Genomic DNA, 17,765 nt, shown 5'->3' with positions numbered 1-17,765 from the left:
GGAGGGAACGTCATGACCGAGAGGCCGACGAAGGGCCCGCAGATCCAGGCCCGCCGCCGCGACGCCACCATCGAGAACCGGCACGGCCGGATCGTCACCTTCTACTCCTACAAGGGCGGCACCGGCCGCACCATGGCGCTGGCCAACACCGCCTGGATCCTGGCCGCCAACGGCTACCGGGTGCTGGTCGTCGACTGGGACCTGGAGGCCCCCGGCCTGGCCCAGTTCTTCCGGCCGTTCCTCAACCCCGAGGTGGTCGCCGCCACCACCGGCATCATGGACCTGTTCGGCGACTACCTGGAGGAGGCCCGCCGCCCGATCGACCGGGACCCGGAGTGGATCGAGGACTTCGCCCGGATCCACCCGCACGCCCTCTCGCTGGCCTGGCCGCACTTCCCCGGCGGCGGCCGGATCGACCTCGTCCCCGCCGGGCAGCGCAACCGCGACTACTCGGTGGCCCGCCTCGACTGGGACCTGCTGTACGAGCGCTACGAGGGCCGCCGCTTCATCCAGTCGCTGCGCGCCGACATGAAGCGCCGCTACGACTACGTGCTGATCGACAGCCGCACCGGCCTCACCGACACCGCCGACATCTGCACCGTCGAGATGCCCGACGACCTGGTGGTCTGCTTCACCCTCAGCGACCAGTCCATCGACGGCGCCTCCCGGATCGCCCGGGTGATCGAGGACCGCTACGGCGACCGGGACATCCGGATCCTGCCCGTCCCGATGCGGATCGACGAGGGCGAGAAGGAGAAGGCCGACGCGGGCCGGGCACTGGCCCGGATCAAGTTCTCCGGCCTGCCCGCCGGCTTCGGCGAGAGCGACCTGGCCCGCTACTGGGCCGGCGTGGAGATCCCCTACCGGCCGTTCTACGCCTACGAGGAGATCCTCGCCCCGTTCGGCGACCAGCCCGGGCTGCCCGGCTCGATGCTCGCCGCCAACGAGCGGCTCACCCGGGAGATCACCCAGGGCCGGGTCAGCGGGGTGCCGCCGATGCCCGAGGACCTGCGGCTGCGCTTCCTCGACGGCTTCGCCCGCCGCCGCCCCACCGCCCCCGCCGACCTGTACCTCAGCTACGTCCCCGAGGACCGGGCCTGGGCGGACTGGATCTCCGCGCTGCTCGCCGACGCCGGCTACCGGGTCGTCCCGCGCGACGTCGGCGCCGGGGCCAACCCGCGCGAGGCCACCGGGCGCGGCATCGACTCCGCGTACCGCACCGTCGCCCTGCTGTCCGCCGCCTACCTGCAGTCCCCGCAGGCCCAGGCGCTGTGGGACCGCACCGTGCTCGCCGACCCGGCCGGGGCCCGCCGCCAGCTGATCCCGGTCCGGGTCTCCGACGTCCGGCTCAACGCGCCCTACAACAACCGCAACCCCGTCGACCTGATCGGCCGCGACGAGCCCTCCGCGGCCGTCGCGCTGCTGCGCGCGCTCGGCCGCACCGAGCCCGACCTGCCCGAGCGCAGCCCCGGCGCGCCGCGCTTCCCCGGCACCAAGCCCACCTACTGGGAGGTGCCGCAGCGCAACCACTCCTTCACCGGCCGGGTCAAGGTCCTCGACGACCTGCGGGCCCAACTGGCCGGCGGCACCACGGCGGTGCTGCCGCCGCCGCAGACCCTGTACGGCCTCGGCGGCGTCGGCAAGACCCAGGTCGCGCTGGAGTACGCGCACCGCTACATGTCGCACTACGACCTGGTGTGGTGGGTCGACGCCGAGCAGAGCGAGAACGTCGTGGTCGACCTCGCCGACCTCGCCGGACGCCTCGGACTGCGGGTCGGCGACAACGTCAGCGAGGCCGCCCAGGCCGCCCGCGACGCGCTGCGGCAGGGCATCCCGACCCCCAACTGGCTGCTGATCTTCGACAACGCGGACGAGCCGGGCGAGATCCGCCGGTTCTTCCCCGACGGCCCCGGCCACATCCTGGTCACCTCCCGCAACCAGGGCTGGTCCGGGCAGGCCGGCGTGCTCAACGTCGACGTCTTCGACCGCACCGAGTCCGTCGACCACCTCACCCGGCGGGTCCGCGGCCTGGCCCGCGCCGACGCCGACCGGGTCGCCGAGGCCGTCGGCGACCTGCCGCTCGCCGTCGAGGTCGCCGCCGCCTGGCTGGAGACCACCCGCACCCCCGTCGAGACCTACGTCAGCCAGCTCAAGGCCGAGGCCACCAAGGTCCTGGCGGCCGGCGAGACCCCCGTCGACTACCCCACCCCGGTCGGACTCACCTGGAACGTCTCCATCACCCGGCTGCGCGAGCAGTCGCCGGCCGCCGTGCGGCTGCTGGAACTGTGCGCGTTCTTCGCCCCCGAGCCGATCTCGCTGCGGCAGTTCTTCTTCTCCGAGCAGATGCGGCTCGCCCTCGTCCCCTACGACCAGGAACTCACCGACACCTTCCTGCTCGGCAAGGTGCTGCGCGCCGTCAGCCGCTACGCGCTGGCCAAGACCGACGCCGCCTCCGACTCCTTCCAGGTCCACCGGCTGGTGCAGGCCGTCGTCCGCAGCGGCATGAGCGAGGCCGAACGCGCCACCGCCATGCACCAGGTGCACCGCATCCTGGTCAACGCCCGGCCGCCCCGCGGTGACACCGACGACCCCGCCAACTGGCCCACCCTGGAGAAGATCTGGCCCCACCTCGCACCGTCCCGGGCCCAGGACTGCGACGAGCGCGAGGTGCGCGAACTGCTCATCGACCGGGTCCGCTACCTGTGGAAGCGCGTCGACCTCGAACAGGCCCTGCAGCTCGGCCGCCAGCTCGACGCCGCCTGGACGGTCCGCTCCGAGGGCGAACCCGACCCCGAGGAACACCGCCTGTGGCGCCGCCAGATCTACAGCCTGCGCTTCCAGGTCGCCAACGTGCTGCGCTCCCAGGGCGCCTACAACGACTCGCTGGCCCTCAACCAGGCCACCCTGGCCGGACAGCGCGAACTCCTCGGCGAGCACCACCCGTACGCCCTGATGACCGCCAACTCGATGGCCGCCGACCTGCGCTACCTCAACCGCTTCCAGGAGGCGCTGGTCCTCGACCAGGACACCTACGACCAGTTCGTCGAACTCTTCGGCGAGGACGACCCGCGCACCCTCACCGTCGCCAACAACCTCGCCATCGACCACCGCCTGGTCGGCAACACCGTCGCCGCCCGGGACCTCGACCAGGACACCTTCGAACGCCGCTCCGCCGTCCTCGGCCCGCTGCACCCCTACACCCTCAGCACCAAGTCCAACCTCGCCCGCGACCTGCGCGAGATGGGCGACTACAAGGGCTCGGCGGAACTCCTGCGCGAGGTCACCGAGGCGTTCACCGACGTCGAGGCCCCCGGCCTGCCCGAGGAACTGCGCAACGCCAAGTCGCTCGCCGTCTCGCTGCGCCGGGCCGGCCAGTACGCCGAGGCCCGCGAACTCACCGAACGCACCTACGAGCGCTACATCGCCCTGTACGGGCCCGACTTCGTCGACGCGCTGGCCTGCCGGCTCAACCTCGCCGCCGACTTCAGCGCCGCCGGCGACAAGGAGACCGCCCGCGACATCGCCGCCGACGCCTACGAGGGCCACCGCCGGCTCTTCGGCGACGACCACCCCTTCACCTTCGCCTGCCAGAACAACCTGGGCATCTACCTGCGCGGCTCCGGCGACCTGGTCGGCGCGGTCCGGCACGGCCGGACCGCGCTGCAGGGCCTCGCCCGGGTCCTCGGCGAGGTCCACCCGTTCGTCCTCAACGCCTCCACCAACCTCGCCAACGCGCTCGCGGAGGCGGGCGAACTGGCCGAGGCCGAGGAACTGGCCCGGGACGCCTACGACAGCCTCGCCGCCCGCTACGGCGCCACCCACCCCGACGCCCTGGTCTGCCAGGCCAACCTGGCCGTCACCGTCCGCGCGGCGGGCCGCCGCGGCGAGGCGGAGAACCTGCGGATGCAGGCCGTCGCCGCGCTCGTCGAACTCTTCGGCGAGGACCACCCGTCCGTCGTCTCCGCCCGCGGCTGGCAGCGCACCAACCGGGACCTGGAGCCGCAACCGCTGTAGGCGGGGGCGGGGGCGGGCGCACCCCCGGTCGCGGCGCCGCGACCGGGGCGGCCGCTACGCGTGGGCGGCCCAGCGGATGGCGTCGGTCATCTCCTTGAGGGAGCCGAAGTGCGCGGCGCCCGGTTCGAGGTAGAGCTGCGCGCCGGGGATGTGGTCGGCGAGCCAGGCCGAGTGGCCGACGGGGGAGAACCGGTCGTCGGCGCCGTGCCAGAGGCGGACCGGGACGCGGATGGTGTCCACGCTGAAGCCCCAGTCGGCGATGAAGGCCAGCACGTCGTCGATCCAGCCGTCGGCGCCGTACCGGAACGCCTGGCGGTAAGCGGACTGGAACATCCGGCGCACGCCGATGTCGGCGACCACGGTGCGGTCCGGCGGGGTGAGCTCGGGGACCAGGTTGCGGATCAGCTGGGCCGGGTCGCGGCGGATCACCCGGGAGCGGACCTGGAACTGGTCGGCGATCCGGGGCCGGCCCAGCTCGGCCTGGCGGTAGGCGTGCTCGTTGGAGGGGGTCATCCCGGCGAACCAGTCCAGGCCCTCCGCGTGCCGGGGGGCCAGCGAGACCTGGGTGGCGGCCCGGCTGACCCGGTCGGGGAGCAGCGCGGCGCAGGCGAGCGCGTGCGGGCCGCCGCCGGAGCGGCCGACCACGGCGAAGCCGTCCAGGCCGAGGCCGTCGGCGATCACCGTGACGTCGGCGGCCGCGGCGGCGACGTCCCGGCCGGGCAGCCGGGTCGACTCGCCGTAGCCGGGGCGGTCGAAGGAGATCAGCCGGACGCCCATCCGGGCCAGCACGGCACTGCGCGGGGCGGGCCCGACCCGGCTGCCCGGGGTCCCGTGCAGCAGGAACACCGGCCTGCCGGACGGGTCCCCGGAGATGTCGACGGCGAGGACGCCGCCGTCCGGCGTCTCGATCCTCCGTGGCGCCACGGGACCTCCTGCTCAGCTGGGGATGTCGAGGCTGCGCACCTCGCGGCGCGCCTGCCAGGTGGTGTGCTCCCGGGAGATGGCGTCCTCGGCGTCCCGGGCGAGTCGGGCCCAGATCTCCTCGGCGTCCGCCGAACCGAGATCAGCCGAGGCCAACTGGGCCTCGACCTTGGCGAGTTCGGCCGCGGCGAGGGTGTAGGCGGCGGCCTGCGGCCGGTACTGGCGCAGCTGCGCCCAGGCCGAGACGGACGCGGCGACGGCCGAGATCGCGCCGAGCGCGTCGAAGCCGAACTGGCCGAGGGCGCGCAGCACGGCGAGCAGCAGACCGGCCGCGGGCAGCACGATCGCCAGCCGGCCGACCCGGCGGGTGGCGTTGCGGCACTGGATGGCCTTGGCCTGGTACCACTGGCGCTGGCTCTGCACCCGCTCGCGCAGGTAGATCTCCCGGCGGACCGGCAGCGGCTGCTCGCGCAGCTGCTCCATGGTGTCGGTGATCTGCGGGTGGCGGGCCGGGGCGCGCCAGGTGCGCAGCTCCTCGGTGACGCCGGGGGAGACCAGTTCGGTGTCGAACTCGCCCAGGATGTTCGAGAGCTGGACGTCGTAGAGGCGCTCGGCGTCGGGCAGCTTGCGCGGCGGGGGCTGGTAGGAGTCGGCCCGCACCGCGTACTTCCACACCAGGGTCTTCACCGACTCGGCGACCGCCCGGCCGTCGTACCAGAGCCGCTGCGGGTTCTGCCGGGCGACGGTGACGGCGATGAACAGCGCGCCCAGGTACGCGATGGCGGCGGCCCAGGCCCACGGCGGGCCGTCCGCGGAGCCGGCGAAGGCCGCGCCGATCAGCAGCAGCAGCTCCCAGCGGGAGAGCGCCACCGCCCTGGCCTGGCCCTGCAGGGACGCGCCGTCGGCGGCCCAGAAGACGCGCGGGAGCAGGTCCTGCTCCCGCACGAAGCCGATCGAACGCCCCGCCCCAGCCGCCATCCCCGCCCCCGCAGCGCAGTCTCACCGGTCCCGTGAGTCCTTCCCATCGCTGGGACAACTCACACGGGCGGCAACGGAGTTGGCCGAATGGGGCGGGTCGGGGCTCGGCTGCGGCGGGCGCCGTCGCAGGGCCCCGCCGCAGGGGCCGCCGGGGCTACCAGGCGTAGAAGATCCGGTCCGCGTTGTCGGCGATCACCTTGTTGTTCCACTCGGTGCCGCCGTCCACGTTGCCGGAGCGGAACAGCGGCGGGGTGATGCCGCGGTCGGCCAGCTTGGCGATCGCCGAGGCCGTCACCGCCTGCATCAGGGCGCTGGTGGTGATGGTCGACACCGAGCCGAACGGGGCGCCCGCGCCGGGGTGGTCCAGCTCGCCGTCACCGACCCCGATCTTGCTGTCCAGGACGACGTCGCAGTTGTCCTTGAGGTAGGTGCCGGACGGGTGGTTCGAGGTGACCGCGCCGGGATAGGCCAGCGAGGTCACGCCGATCACCTTCATGCCGCGGTCGCGGGCGTGCCGCGCCAGCTCGACCGGCATCACCTGGCGGCCGGAGAGCGAGATCACGAACAGCAGGTCGCCGCTGCGGGCCGGGGTGAGGTCGAGGGTGGTGGTGGCCAGCCCGGAGACCCGCTCCAGGGCGCTGCCCAGGTGCGCGGGCATCACGTTGACGCCGGTCATCCCGGGCACGTTGAGCAGGTTCATCACCACCAGGCCGCCGGCCCGGTAGACCACGTCCTGGGCGGCCAGCGAGGAGTGCCCGGCGCCGTAGGTGAAGATCCGCCGGCCGTGCTCGACGGCCTCGGCCAGCAGTTCCGCGGCGGCCTCGATGTTCTCCCCCTCCTCGGCGCGGATCCGCTCCAGGTGGGCCGTGGCGGCGTCCAGGTACCGGCCGACCAGTTCGCTCATCTCTGCTCCGTACGGGCTCGGGGGCGGCCGGTGGTCCAGACCGCTGCTGGGAGAAAGTTACGGCGTGCACGGTGGCCCGCGCCGGACCCGGCTGTCAACAGCCGCGAAAGAGTGCGGGCATAGCGGGCGCGCGCACCTGGTTGTCACCCGGGTACGTCAGAATTGGCGGTGAGGACACCGAAGAACGGAGCCAGGGGCGATGTCAGGGCTGATCGACACCACTGAGATGTACCTCCGCACCATCCTGGAGCTGGAGGAAGAGGGCATCACCCCGATGCGCGCCCGGATCGCCGAGCGGCTGGAGCAGTCCGGCCCGACGGTGAGCCAGACGGTGGGCCGGATGGAGCGGGACGGCCTGCTCCAGGTCGCCGAGGACCGGCACCTCGAACTGACCGGCGAGGGGCGCAAGTTGGCCGTCCGGGTGATGCGCAAGCACCGGATCGCCGAGTGCCTCCTGGTGGACGTGATCGGCCTGGAGTGGGAGCAGGTGCACGAGGAGGCCTGCCGCTGGGAGCACGTGATGAGCGAGACGGTCGAGCGCAAGGTGCTCGCCATGCTCGGCCACCCCAGCCAGTCCCCGTACGGCAACCCGATCCCGGGCCTGGACGAGCTCGGCGACACCAAGGCCGAGGGCGAGGGCTACGACGCCGGGCTGGTCACGTTGGAGGCGGTCGCGGTCGCGGGGGGCACCGACGTGGTGGTCCGCCGGATCGGCGAGCCGATCCAGACCGACGGCGAACTGATGCGCACCCTGCGCCGGGCGGGCGTCCGCCCCGGGGCGACGGTCCGGGTCTCCCCGGCGGCCGGCGGCGTGCTGGTCGGCAGCGGCGAGAGCGCGGCCGAGCTCGGCAAGGAGATCGCCGCGCACGTGTTCGTCGCCCAGCCGTAGCACGGCCGGGCCGGCCGGGCCGTGCGGAGCCCGGGCCCGCGGTGCGCGGGGCGAGCACGAGGCGCGGGGCCCGGTGTCCCCACACCGGGCCCCGCGCCCTTCCCCGTTCCCCCTGCTCCCCTCCCGTCCCCCGCCCGGTCGCGGTCGTGCGCGGCTCCCCGGCCGCGCCCGGCCGCTCCCGTCCCCCTCCGGTTCCCCCGGTGTCCCCTCCTGCTGTTCCCCGCCCGCTGCCGCATTCGGCTTCCCCGTCCGAACGCCCTCCCGGCAGCCCCCCCACGCTCTCGGTCCGCTCGCTGGCTCCCTCCGCTCCGTTGGCCCCGTGCCGACGTTGAGGATGATCCCCTCGGCAACCGCGGCCAATCCTTGAGCGATGTCACCCGATCGGTGGGCTTCCCCCGTTGACCTGCGGGTATGACGACCAGTTCCGGAAGATCACGCTCCGGACGGGCGCCGGGCGGCCTCCGGGCGGGCCGGGAACGGCCCCGGGCACGCGAACGGCGGGCCCCGCCCCCGGATCGGGGGGCCGGGCCCGCCACGGCCGCGCGGGGTGTCGCGCGGGCACGCCCCCACCGGATCGGCCGGGGGCACGTTCGGGGGCCTAGCGCACGGCGGCGGCCGGGCGCTGCACGGGGCGCGGGGCGGTGGCCTCGCGCCCGCAGGCGTAGGCGAGCGGGCTGACCAGTTCCATCGCGTCCGGCAGCCAGCGGTTCAGCGCGGACGGCGGCCGGGCCCACTGCGCGGAGGCGTACCCGCCGACCCGGGACGGCGGGGCGACCACCCAGTCGCCCTCGCCGCGCGCCACCAGGTCCAGCCGGTCCGGCGACCAGCCGATCTGCCGGAGCAGGTCCGGCAGCTTGTCGACCACCCCGGGCAGCACCAGGAAGTGCAGCCGCCGCCCGTCGCGCCCGGGCGAGGCCGGGACCGCCACCACCGGGCCCAGCTGCAGCCCCATCCGCTCCATCCGGGCCAGCGCCAGGCAGCCCGCCACCTCCGGCACGTCCAGCACGTCGAAGGACCGGCCGGTGGGCAGCAGGATCGACGCCTCCGGGGTCTCCGTCCACCACTTGCGGACCACCCCGGGACCGGCGCTCGCCTCGCTCCGCCAGTCCGCGCCGAGGGGGTGCGCGCCGGGGAGCGCGCAGCGCTCCTCACCACAGGAGCAGCGGGCCGGGTCGTCGCCGTCGAGCAGCCAGGTGCCCGGCGCGACCTCCCAGTGCCGGTCCTCGGCGTAGCGGACGGCTTCGAGCAGCAGCGGCGGCAGGTTCTGGTCGGGGGCTCCCGGGGTGTTGTCCACGTGCTGCACAACTACCGTCCGTGAGTGCGGGTTACGGCCCGGGGCCGAACGCTTCGAACGGGGCGCGCGTTGTCACCCGGGACGGTGATCCTGGTCGGAACCGGTCGGCTGAGCAGGGGCGGTAACGGGCGCAGTAGGGGCGCACAGAAGCATTCACCCGGGCGCGTGGGGAGCGGGTACGTCACCGTGGGTATTCCGCATGGTGTTGCACAGTCGTCGCCTTCCGGTCGGGTCCGGACGGCGTTGGGGAGGCGGAAAAATCCCATGGCCGCGAGACCACTCGTCGCACGAGAGCCGAACGAGCGTCTGCAGCAGCTGATCCAGGAGGCGGGCTGCTCCAATGCGGGCCTCGCCCGCCGGGTCAACCTCTGCGGAGCAGAACACGGACTCGACCTTCGCTACGACAAGACCTCCGTCGCCCGCTGGCTGCGCGGGCAACAACCCCGCGGGCAGGCGCCCGCGGTGATCGCCGAGGCGCTCGGCCGCAAGCTCGGCCGCGGCGTGACCGTGGACGAGATCGGCATGGCCGACGGCAAGAGCCTCAGCTCCGCCGTCGGCCTCCAGTTCGCGCCCAGCCTGGGCGCCGCGCTGGAGCAGATCTGCGAGCTCTGGCGCAGCGACGTCGGCAAGCGGGACTTCCTGGCCGGCACCACCGTCGCCGCCTCCGCGCTGGTCGAACCCAGCCGGGACTGGCTGATCACCCCGCCCGACCCCGTCGTCGCCCGCACCGGCGGCACCCGGGTCGGCCTGGCCGACGTCGCGGCGATCCGGGCCACCACCCAGATGCTGGTCGACCTCGACCACCGCTTCGGCAGCGGCCACGTCCGCCCGGTCGTGGTCCACTACCTCAACAGCGTGGTCTCCGGCTTCCTCGGCGGCTCCTACCGCGACGAGACGGGACGTCAACTCTTCGGCGCCGTAGCCCGGCTGACCGAACTGGCCGGCTACATGGCCGTCGACACCGGCCAACCCGGCCTCGCCCAGCGGTACTACATCCAGGCGCTGCGCCTGGCCCAGGCCGCCGACGACCGCGGCTACGGCGGCTACGTGCTCGCCGCCTCGATGAGCCACCTCGCCGCGACCCTCGGCAACCCCCGGGAGATCGCCCAACTCGCCCGCGCCGCCCAGGAGGGCGCCCGCAGCGTGGCCACCCCCACCGCGATGGCGATGTTCTACGCCGCCGAGGCCCGCGGCCACGCCCTGCTCGGCGACGCGTACTCCTGCGAGAACGTCGCGGCCAAGGCGCTGGCCGCGATGGAGCGCCGCAACCCGGCCGACGACCCCGACTGGATCGTCCACTTCGACGAGGCCTACCTCGCCGACGAGTTGGCGCACTGTCACCGGGACCTCCAGCAGGGCGAGCGGGCCGAGCACTACGCCCGCACCGCGCTCGAACTGCACCCCGCGCACCGGGTCCGCCGCCGCGCCGTCGACCTCGTCCTGCTGGCCACCGCCCAACTCCAGCAACGGGACCTGGAACGCGCCTGCGAGACCGGCACCGAGGCGGTCCGGCTGCTCAGCGGGCTGCGCTCCAACCGCGGCGTCGAGTACCTGGACGACTTCCGCACCCGGCTGGAGCCGTACCGCGGGCACCGCGCCGTGCGGGAGTTCCACGCCCGGATGGACGGTGAGGCGGCGTGAGACGGTGCGCGGCGGCGGCGCGCGAGGGTGCGCGCCGCTCCGCGGCGGTCCGCGGCGGCCGCACGGCGTCCTAGCGGACGCGGGAACGTGAAGCAATAGCACAGAACAGCAGCCCGCGTAGTCACCTGTGCCGGTGAACGGGTACCGTGGCCTCGCAGTTGTGGCCCGCCGTCAGCAAACCGGCGGGGCAACCGAGAGGCCCGGGATCCCGGTGCCGTGCACAGGTGAGGAATCGCGTTGAGCCAGCGCCGCTCGTACCCCAACTCCGGCGACTTCAATCTGGACGACCTCTTCCGCCCGGAGCCCGCCGCGGACGGCCAGGGTGCTCCGGCGCAGGCCGCCGGGCAGCCCCCGTACGCCCAGCCGCAGCCGCCCGCACCGCCGCAGGCCCCCGTCCCCCAGCAGCAGTCCGCGCCGCCGCTCGGCCAGAGCGGCAGCCCCGAGTACTGGGGCGCGCCCCCGCAGCAGGCCGCGGCGGCCCCGCAGGCCGACGAGGGCGCCACCCAGTACCTCCCGCCCTACCCGACCGGCGGCCCGGCCGTCGGCGCCCCCCAGCCCGGCTTCCCGCAGCAGCCCCCGCAGGCCGCCCCCTACGCCCCGACCTACGGCGGCGGCGTCGGCTACGGCGCCCCGCAGCAGCAGGGGTACGCCCCCGCCCCGGCCCCCGCCCACGACGGCTACCGGCCGCAGGGCGCGGACGGCGGCCGCCGGCGCAACCCCAAGGTGCTGATCGGCGCGGGCGTGGCCGGCGTCGCGGTGGTGGCGATCCTGGTCGGCGTGCTGGCCAGCGGCGGCGGCGACGACAAGAAGGACAAGGACACCGCGAAGAGCGGCACCACGACCGGCCAGAGCGTCGCCCCCAGCACGGAGAGCGGGAACGCCGCCGTCAGCCCCGAGACGAAGGCCCAGGCCCAGGCGATGTCCGACCTGCTCGGCACCGCCAGCGCCAGCCGCACCTCGGTGGTCAACGCGGTCGCCGCGGTCGGCAAGTGCCAGAACCTCCCCGACTCGCAGGCCGCGCTCACCGCGGCCGCGGCGCAGCGCCAGGACCTGCTCACCAAGCTCGGCGCCCTCAAGGTCGACCAGCTCGCCGACGGCGCGAAGCTGGTGACCGCGCTCCAGCAGGCGTGGCAGGCCTCCGCCACCGCCGACTCCGAGTACGCCCTGTGGGCCGGCGACCTGGCGGCGGGCTGCGACCCGGCCAAGACCAAGGACAACCAGCACCTCCACAACGGCGACTCGGCGAGCGGCACGGCCACCACGGCGAAGAAGCAGGCCGCGGAGCTGTGGGGCGCGATCGCCACCAAGACGGGGCTGCCGAACAAGGGCGCCGGCGAGCTCTAGCCGTCCGGCACGGGGGGACCGCCGCGCGCTCAGCGGGGTGCGAAGCCGGGGCGCGGAGAGAGCCGCTGCGCTGGGGCGGAGCCGGGCCCCGGTTACGCCGGGGGCTTCTGGTTGGTGAGGGCCCAGCGGATGTCGGTGAAGCCCTGGTGCTGTTCGGCCAGGCGGCCGTTCTGGACCTGCTGGAAGGTGACGGAGGTGTTCACCAGGCGGGGGGAGTCGGAGCTGGGGAGCATGTTGGTGACGCCCCAGCCGAGCGGCGGGGTGGTGCCGGCGGTGTCGATCGGGTCGCCGCTGTCGAGGACGACCTGGAGGGCCTTCGCGGTGATCGGCTTGCTCGGGTCGATCCGTCCGGCGGCCTGGCGGAGCACCTCGTAGGCGACCCAGGTGGTCTGCACGCCGGGGTCGGCGACGTCGATGGTGGCGCCGTTGCCGTAGGTGCGGGCGGTGGCGCGCAGGTCGTCCCAGACGGCGGAGGACTCGACGGGGAACCAGCCGGTGGCGTACGCGCCGTGCAGCGGGCCGGCGTCGCCGCCGGTGGAGTCGACCACGGACTGCTGGAAGGAGCCGATGACGGAGGCGAGCTGGGTGTTCTTCGGGTTGGCGCGGCGGTACGGGTCGAGCAGGTTGGCGGTGGGCTCGGCGCCGAGCGCGGAGAGCAGGCAGTTGCCGGGCTTGTCGTCGCCGATGGCCCGCCGGGCGTACGAGGAGTAGTCGTTGGACTTCTCGGGGGCCTTGATGTCGACGATCTTGACGCTGTTCGACTTGACGGCGGCGTCGAGGTAGTTGACCAGGGCGTCGCCGGCCCGGCTGTCGGGGCGGATCAGCGCCACCTGCTTGCAGCCGGCCTCGACGAGCTGGCGCCCGCTGCCCGCGACCAGGGCGGGCAGGCCGCCGTTGACGGGGTAGGAGAGCGGGCTGCTGAACTCGGGGGCGGAGAGGCCGTAGCCGCCGATGAACGGGATGCCGGCCTGTTCGAGGATCGGCATGAAGTTGCTGCCGTACTGGCTGGCGGAGCCGACCACGGCGACGGCGTGGGCGCTGACGGCCTGGTCGGCGCAGGCGGTGGCGCCGTCGGTGGTGTCGTGCTCGTTGCAGGTGAGGACGCGGACCTGGTGGCCGGCCAGGCCGCCGTGCGCGTTGAGGTCGCGGCCGACGGCCTCGGCGAGGGCGGTCATGCCGGGGCGGTCGGCGGCTCCGGTGCCGGACGGGGCCCAGGTCATGACGGTGACGTCCTGGCCGGCGGCGTCGGCGGCGGCGGGGCCGCCGCACGCGGAGGCGGAGAGCAGGGCGGGCAGGACCGCGGCGGAGGCCGCGAGGGCGGTGGCTGCGCGGCGTCGTCCGCTGACGGCGGGTAGCGGGTGGGGGGTTCCGTTCCGCGTCATGGCGCTCTTTCCTCCCAGGCGGGCGTGCTGCTGCTGCGGGTCGTCCCGTGCTCCGTTGCGCAGGCTCGGCGGATCAAGGGTGGTCGTCACCGGGCACGCAGAGAGGGACGCGATGTGAACGGATCGCCAACGGGGGAGGAACACGGAGCGTTGCCGTCCGGTGACGCGTGTAGAGGCGCGGGTGGAGCTGGACCGGGTGGGGAACGTACGATCGACTCCCGTGTCCGACAGCATGGATTCTCCGCACCGGTCTGCCCGAAACCCTTCTCGAACGGGCGCCCGCTCCAGCACGATGGGCGGCATGCCCCCGAGCGATCTGCCCTGGTGGCGCTGGCGGGCCCGGATCCGCTCGGCGCTGCACATGCTGTCCGACCCCGGTTTCCAGCGCGGGACGTGGCTGGACGGCGGCCGCGGCGGGTACGGCGACCTCTCCGACGCCGTGTACCGGCTGGTGGGGGACAGCTGGCTGGACCGCTGGTCGGCGGAGAAGTACGTGGGCTCGGTCTTCCGGGACTCCGCGGAGGCGGTCGCGGTGGACGCGGCGGTGCTGCGGGTGCTGCTGGTCGTGCACAAGGTCGGCGAGGACGCCCCGGCCGCGGCGTACCTGGGCCACCCGGACTGGCCGGAGGCGGTGCGGGCGGCCCGCGAGGCGCACCACCGGCTGGCCGTCAACGACGGCGAGGACCCCGAGGCGCCGCCGCTCCCGCTGGCCGAACTCGGCCGGCTGACCGCCCGGGCCTGAGCGCCGCGCCGTCCCCGGGAGTCTCGGGTGGCGGGCTCCGCCCCCGGGCCGGGGCGATCTATGCCAGGCTGGGCCGTCGCCCGCCCCCGCCCGGAGCGCGGGGACCCGGTCCGGTCCGCCCGGCCGGGCAGCCTGACCGGGCGGACCGGACCGGGCCACCCGGACCCAGCAACCCGAACCCAGAAACGGGGACCCGCACGATGGAAGAGACCGCCCGCTCCCAGTACGTCCTGACGCTGTCCTGCCCCGACAAGCAGGGCATCGTGCACGCGGTCTCCAGCTACCTGTTCATGACGGGTTGCAACATCATCGACAGTCAGCAGTTCGGCGACGCCGGCACCGGCCTGTTCTTCATGCGGGTGCACTTCTCCGCGGAGGAGCCGGTGACGGCGGAGAAGCTCCGGGCGAGCTTCTCGGCGATCGGCGACTCGTTCCGGATGCAGTGGCAGATCCACGCCTCCGCCGAGCGGATGCGGGTGCTGCTGATGGTCTCCAAGTTCGGCCACTGCCTGAACGACCTGCTGTTCCGCACCCGGATCGGGGCGCTGCCGGTGGAGATCGTCGGCGTGGTCTCCAACCACACCGACTTCCGCGAGCTGACCGAGTCGTACGGCATCCCCTTCCACCACCTGCCGGTGACCCGGGACACCAAGGCCGAGGCCGAGCAGCGACTGCTGGACCTGGTCGCCGAACTGCGGGTCGACCTGGTGGTGCTGGCCCGCTACATGCAGGTGCTCTCGGACGACCTGTGCAAGGCGCTGTCCGGCCGGGTGATCAACATCCACCACTCCTTCCTGCCGAGCTTCAAGGGCGCCAAGCCGTACCACCAGGCGCACGCCCGCGGCGTGAAGCTGATCGGCGCCACCGCGCACTACGTGACCGCCGACCTGGACGAGGGTCCGATCATCGAGCAGGAGGTCGCCCGGGTCACCCACGACGTCACCCCCGAGCAGCTGGTGGCGCTCGGCCGGGACGTCGAGTGCCAGGCGCTGGCCCGGGCGGTGAAGTGGCACAGCGAGCGCCGGGTGCTGCTGAACGGCTCGCGCACCGTGGTGTTCGCCTGACCCGGCCGGGCCCGGTCGGCACCGCCGACGGACGGGCCGACGGCTGATCCGGCGGACGGGCCGACGGTTGATCAGCACCCTTCCCCGCCACCGGCGTTCGAGTCGCGGTGGACATTTGTAGGAAGGGTGGTTCGCCCGTGGCGGGCCGGTGTCCGGCCCGCCACGGCGGTACGGTCGTGGGTACCCGCGAGGGCGGTGCCGCCGACCGGTCGTGCGAACCCCGGCAGGGTGAGCGGGACAGTATGCACCGAGCCGTCCCCCGAACGCTGGAATATGCCCGAAGCTCTTGCTGCGACCCGGCCCCGGAATCATTCTGGGGCGTATTCGTGTCGATGCCATGGGCAGTCCTGGTCGGTGACCCCCGCTTCGAGCGGCCGACCGGACCGGCGGGATCAAGCGGGCCGAATACCTAGTGCGGGTGGTGGAGCGGTGCAGGTACTCCAGGTACAGCTGGCGGTCCAGGCGGACCCGGCGGAGGTGTCACGGGCGCGGCGGTGGGTCCGGGACCGGCTGCGGGCCGGCGGGATCGACCCGGAGGCCCCGGTGGCCGAGACCCTGGTGCTGGTGGTCTCCGAACTGGTCACCAACGCGGTGGTGCACACCGGCCGCCCGGCGGTGCTCAGACTGCTGATGCCGGTCGACCCCGCCGCCGTGCCGACCGCGCTCCGGGTGGAGGTCGCCGACGCCAGCTGCGCCGCCCCCGCGCCCCGGCACGCCGGGGCCGACGAGGACGCCACCAACGGGCGCGGCCTGGAGCTGGTCGAGCTGCTCTGCGAGCGCTGGGGCTGGTACCCGGACGGCTCCGGCAAGCGGGTGTGGTGCGAGATCGGCGATCCGGACGGGGCGTCCTGCGCGCTGGCCGGGCAGCCGGCCGCCCAGGTGGCCTCGGCCCGCTGAACCGGCGGCCCGCTGAACCGGCGGGCGCGCCGGGCGCCGGGCGCCCGCCGGGGCCGCGGTCGTGCGCCGGTCGCGCGCGGTCCGCGCCCCGGCGGGATCGGTCTGAATTTCGGACAACCCATTGACGTGACGTATCCGACTGATCACTCTTGGGTGCGGCGCCCGTTGCGAGGGGACGCCGAGGGAGACCGGGCGGTGCCGACACTCAGGGGGTCGTTGGCCGACCCCGTCCGGAACCTCGGCGAAATCGGGCCGCCCGGGCGTCACGGCTTCAGGGCCCGGACGTCGACCGGACGACGGGCCGCCGTGCCGTGCTCGGGGTGCGCACGGCGGGCCGTCGTTCCGCCGGCGGACGCGCAGACTCCGCATCGTGACCCAAAATCACTGGAAACCGGTAGTGGTCTACACCAAAACTGAGACCCGTGACCGCACCCGAACTGAGAACCGCTCCCACCCCGCAGGTCAGCACGGCGAAACCGCCCGCCATCTGGTCGGGCAACTTCCGGCTCTACTTCACCGCCCGCACCGCCGGACTGCTCAGCGACGCGATGCTCCCGGTCGCCGTCTCGGCCGGCCTGGTGACGGCCGGCTACAAGACCTCCGAGGTCGGCTTCGCGATGGCCTTCCTGCTCGGCCCGTTCGCCGGACTGGTGCTGTTCGGCGGAGTGCTCGCCGACCGGTTCACCGCCCGGCGGCTGATGATCTTCGCGGACCTGCTCAACCTCGTCACCCGGGTGCTGCTCGCGGTGCTGTTCTTCCACGGCTTCGACCAGCTCTGGCAGCTCTACCTGCTGCTCGCGCTGGCCGGCACCGCCGCCGCGATGTTCCAGCCCGGCGCCGCCTCCACCGTCCCGCTGGTCGCCACCGACGTGCAGGGCGCCAACGGCGTGCTGCGGATCTCCGAGGCGCTGACCGCCCTGGCCGGTCCCTCGCTGGCCGCCGCGCTGATCACCCTCTCCACCGGCTGGGTGATGGTGCTCGCCGCCGTGATGTACGCGGTCAGCGCCTCCTGCCTGCTCGTCCTGCGGCTCGGCCCGGTCCCCGCCCCGCCGCCCGGCGACAGCCTGTGGCAGAACCTGGTGGGGGGCTGGCACGAGTTCTGGTCCCGCAGCTGGATGTGGGGCGTCATCCTGATCTGGATGGCCTTCACCGTGCTCTCCTGGGGCCCGCTCGCCCCGGTGGTGGTCGGCGACATCGCCAAGCGCGACGGCGTCCTCGTCTACGGCATCATCAACAGCATGCTCGGCGCGGGCACCATCATCGGCGGCGTCCTCGCCATCCGGGTCAAGCCGGTCCGCCCGCTGGCGGCCGGCGCCACCGCCCTGTTCCTGTTCGCCGTCCAGCAGTTCGCCTTCGCGGCCGACCTGCCCTGGCCGCTGCTCGGCACCGCCCAGCTGGTCTCCGGCATCGGCATCAGCTTCTGGGGCGTCATGTGGGCCACCAGCGTGCAGACCCAGGTCCCCGGCGAGGTGCTCAACCGGATCCACGCGTACGAAGTGGCGGGCTCCGTCTGCATGTTCCCGCTCGGCTCGGCGCTGGCCGGACCGGCCGTCGACCTGCTCGGCACCACCCAGGTCTACCTGATCGGCGGCGTCGTCACCCTGGGCACCGCCACCGCGCTGCTGCTCAGCCCGCCGATCCGCAACCTGCGCCGGGTCCCCGACGGCGGCCCGGTCACCGCCGGCCACTGAACGG

At 73.9% G+C, this 17,765-nt stretch carries 13 protein-coding genes; 8 read left to right on the top strand and 5 right to left on the bottom strand.

All coding sequences use genetic code 11. The features are described 5' to 3' along the window. The first annotated feature begins 12 nt into the window (after window positions 1-12). Entirely contained in the window at window positions 13-4,014 is a 4,002-nt protein-coding gene (fxsT, locus tag ABD345_RS20180) for an FxSxx-COOH system tetratricopeptide repeat protein (protein WP_344553758.1), read from the top strand. 54 nt (window positions 4,015-4,068) lie between these two features. Here fxsT and ABD345_RS20175 read toward each other — a convergent pair whose 3' ends face one another. The 3 genes from ABD345_RS20175 to ABD345_RS20165 form a co-directional block, all read right to left on the bottom strand. Then, a complete protein-coding gene (locus ABD345_RS20175) occupies window positions 4,069-4,938 on the bottom strand; it encodes an alpha/beta fold hydrolase (protein ID WP_344553756.1) in 870 nt (289 codons plus the stop codon). 12 nt (window positions 4,939-4,950) lie between these two features. Continuing rightward, window positions 4,951-5,880, bottom strand: a complete 930-nt coding sequence (locus ABD345_RS20170) for a DUF4231 domain-containing protein (RefSeq protein ID WP_344553755.1) — start codon at window positions 5,878-5,880, stop codon at window positions 4,951-4,953. Window positions 5,881-6,067: 187 nt separating this feature from the next. After that, the gene (locus tag ABD345_RS20165) at window positions 6,068-6,817 is read right to left on the bottom strand and encodes a sugar isomerase domain-containing protein (RefSeq protein WP_344553754.1); all 750 of its coding nucleotides are present in this window, start codon (window positions 6,815-6,817) and stop codon (window positions 6,068-6,070) included. 199 nt (window positions 6,818-7,016) lie between these two features. Between ABD345_RS20165 and ABD345_RS20160 the strand changes: the two genes are divergently transcribed. Next, window positions 7,017-7,706, top strand: a complete 690-nt coding sequence (locus tag ABD345_RS20160) for an iron-dependent transcriptional repressor DtxR (RefSeq protein WP_344553753.1) — start codon at window positions 7,017-7,019, stop codon at window positions 7,704-7,706. Between the two features lie 598 nt (window positions 7,707-8,304). Here the strand turns inward: ABD345_RS20160 and ABD345_RS20155 are convergent. Beyond that, entirely contained in the window at window positions 8,305-9,009 is a 705-nt protein-coding gene (locus tag ABD345_RS20155; protein WP_344553752.1) for a bifunctional DNA primase/polymerase, read from the bottom strand. Window positions 9,010-9,264: 255 nt separating this feature from the next. Between ABD345_RS20155 and ABD345_RS20150 the strand changes: the two genes are divergently transcribed. Further along, window positions 9,265-10,641 carry an NsdA family TPR-like regulatory protein gene (locus ABD345_RS20150; protein ID WP_344553750.1) on the top strand — a complete coding sequence of 459 codons (1,377 nt, stop codon included), beginning with the start codon at window positions 9,265-9,267 and terminating at the stop codon, window positions 10,639-10,641. A gap of 237 nt (window positions 10,642-10,878) precedes the next feature. Continuing rightward, window positions 10,879-11,985: a hypothetical protein gene (locus tag ABD345_RS20145; protein WP_344553749.1), complete on the top strand. Its 1,107-nt coding sequence runs from the start codon at window positions 10,879-10,881 to the stop codon at window positions 11,983-11,985. Between the two features lie 92 nt (window positions 11,986-12,077). Here the strand turns inward: ABD345_RS20145 and ABD345_RS20140 are convergent, their stop codons facing one another. After that, the gene (locus ABD345_RS20140; RefSeq protein ID WP_344553748.1) at window positions 12,078-13,367 is read right to left on the bottom strand and encodes an ABC transporter substrate-binding protein; all 1,290 of its coding nucleotides are present in this window, start codon (window positions 13,365-13,367) and stop codon (window positions 12,078-12,080) included. A gap of 301 nt (window positions 13,368-13,668) precedes the next feature. Here ABD345_RS20140 and ABD345_RS20135 point away from each other — a divergent pair, with 301 nt between their 5' ends. The 4 genes from ABD345_RS20135 to ABD345_RS20120 all read left to right on the top strand — a co-directional run bounded on the left by ABD345_RS20135 (window position 13,669) and on the right by ABD345_RS20120 (window position 17,761). Beyond that, the gene (locus tag ABD345_RS20135) at window positions 13,669-14,109 is read left to right on the top strand and encodes an SCO4402 family protein (RefSeq protein ID WP_344553747.1); all 441 of its coding nucleotides are present in this window, start codon (window positions 13,669-13,671) and stop codon (window positions 14,107-14,109) included. Between the two features lie 200 nt (window positions 14,110-14,309). Continuing rightward, window positions 14,310-15,173 (top strand): formyltetrahydrofolate deformylase, encoded by an 864-nt coding sequence (gene purU / locus ABD345_RS20130; RefSeq protein WP_344553746.1) that lies wholly within the window; start codon window positions 14,310-14,312, stop codon window positions 15,171-15,173. 429 nt (window positions 15,174-15,602) lie between these two features. Beyond that, a complete protein-coding gene (locus ABD345_RS20125; protein ID WP_344553745.1) occupies window positions 15,603-16,070 on the top strand; it encodes an ATP-binding protein in 468 nt (155 codons plus the stop codon). A gap of 422 nt (window positions 16,071-16,492) precedes the next feature. Then, window positions 16,493-17,761, top strand: a complete 1,269-nt coding sequence (locus ABD345_RS20120) for an MFS transporter (protein ID WP_344553743.1) — start codon at window positions 16,493-16,495, stop codon at window positions 17,759-17,761. Window positions 17,762-17,765 lie beyond the last annotated feature (4 nt).

Origin of the sequence: Kitasatospora saccharophila (assembly GCF_039529925.1) — a bacterium.
Classification (GTDB): Bacteria; Actinomycetota; Actinomycetes; order Streptomycetales; family Streptomycetaceae; genus Kitasatospora; species Kitasatospora saccharophila.
Note: the sequence above shows the minus strand (reverse complement) of the source record. Positions and strands in the feature narration are given on the sequence as shown.

Coding starts and splice junctions, on each gene's coding strand:
- fxsT (WP_344553758.1), top strand. CDS start 13: ATGACCGAGAGGCCGACGAAGGGCCCGCAGATCCAGGCCCGCCGCCGC.
- ABD345_RS20165 (WP_344553754.1), bottom strand. CDS start 6,817: ATGAGCGAACTGGTCGGCCGGTACCTGGACGCCGCCACGGCCCACCTG.
- ABD345_RS20160 (WP_344553753.1), top strand. CDS start 7,017: ATGTCAGGGCTGATCGACACCACTGAGATGTACCTCCGCACCATCCTG.
- ABD345_RS20150 (WP_344553750.1), top strand. CDS start 9,265: ATGGCCGCGAGACCACTCGTCGCACGAGAGCCGAACGAGCGTCTGCAG.
- ABD345_RS20140 (WP_344553748.1), bottom strand. CDS start 13,367: ATGACGCGGAACGGAACCCCCCACCCGCTACCCGCCGTCAGCGGACGA.
- ABD345_RS20135 (WP_344553747.1), top strand. CDS start 13,669: ATGCCCCCGAGCGATCTGCCCTGGTGGCGCTGGCGGGCCCGGATCCGC.
- purU (WP_344553746.1), top strand. CDS start 14,310: ATGGAAGAGACCGCCCGCTCCCAGTACGTCCTGACGCTGTCCTGCCCC.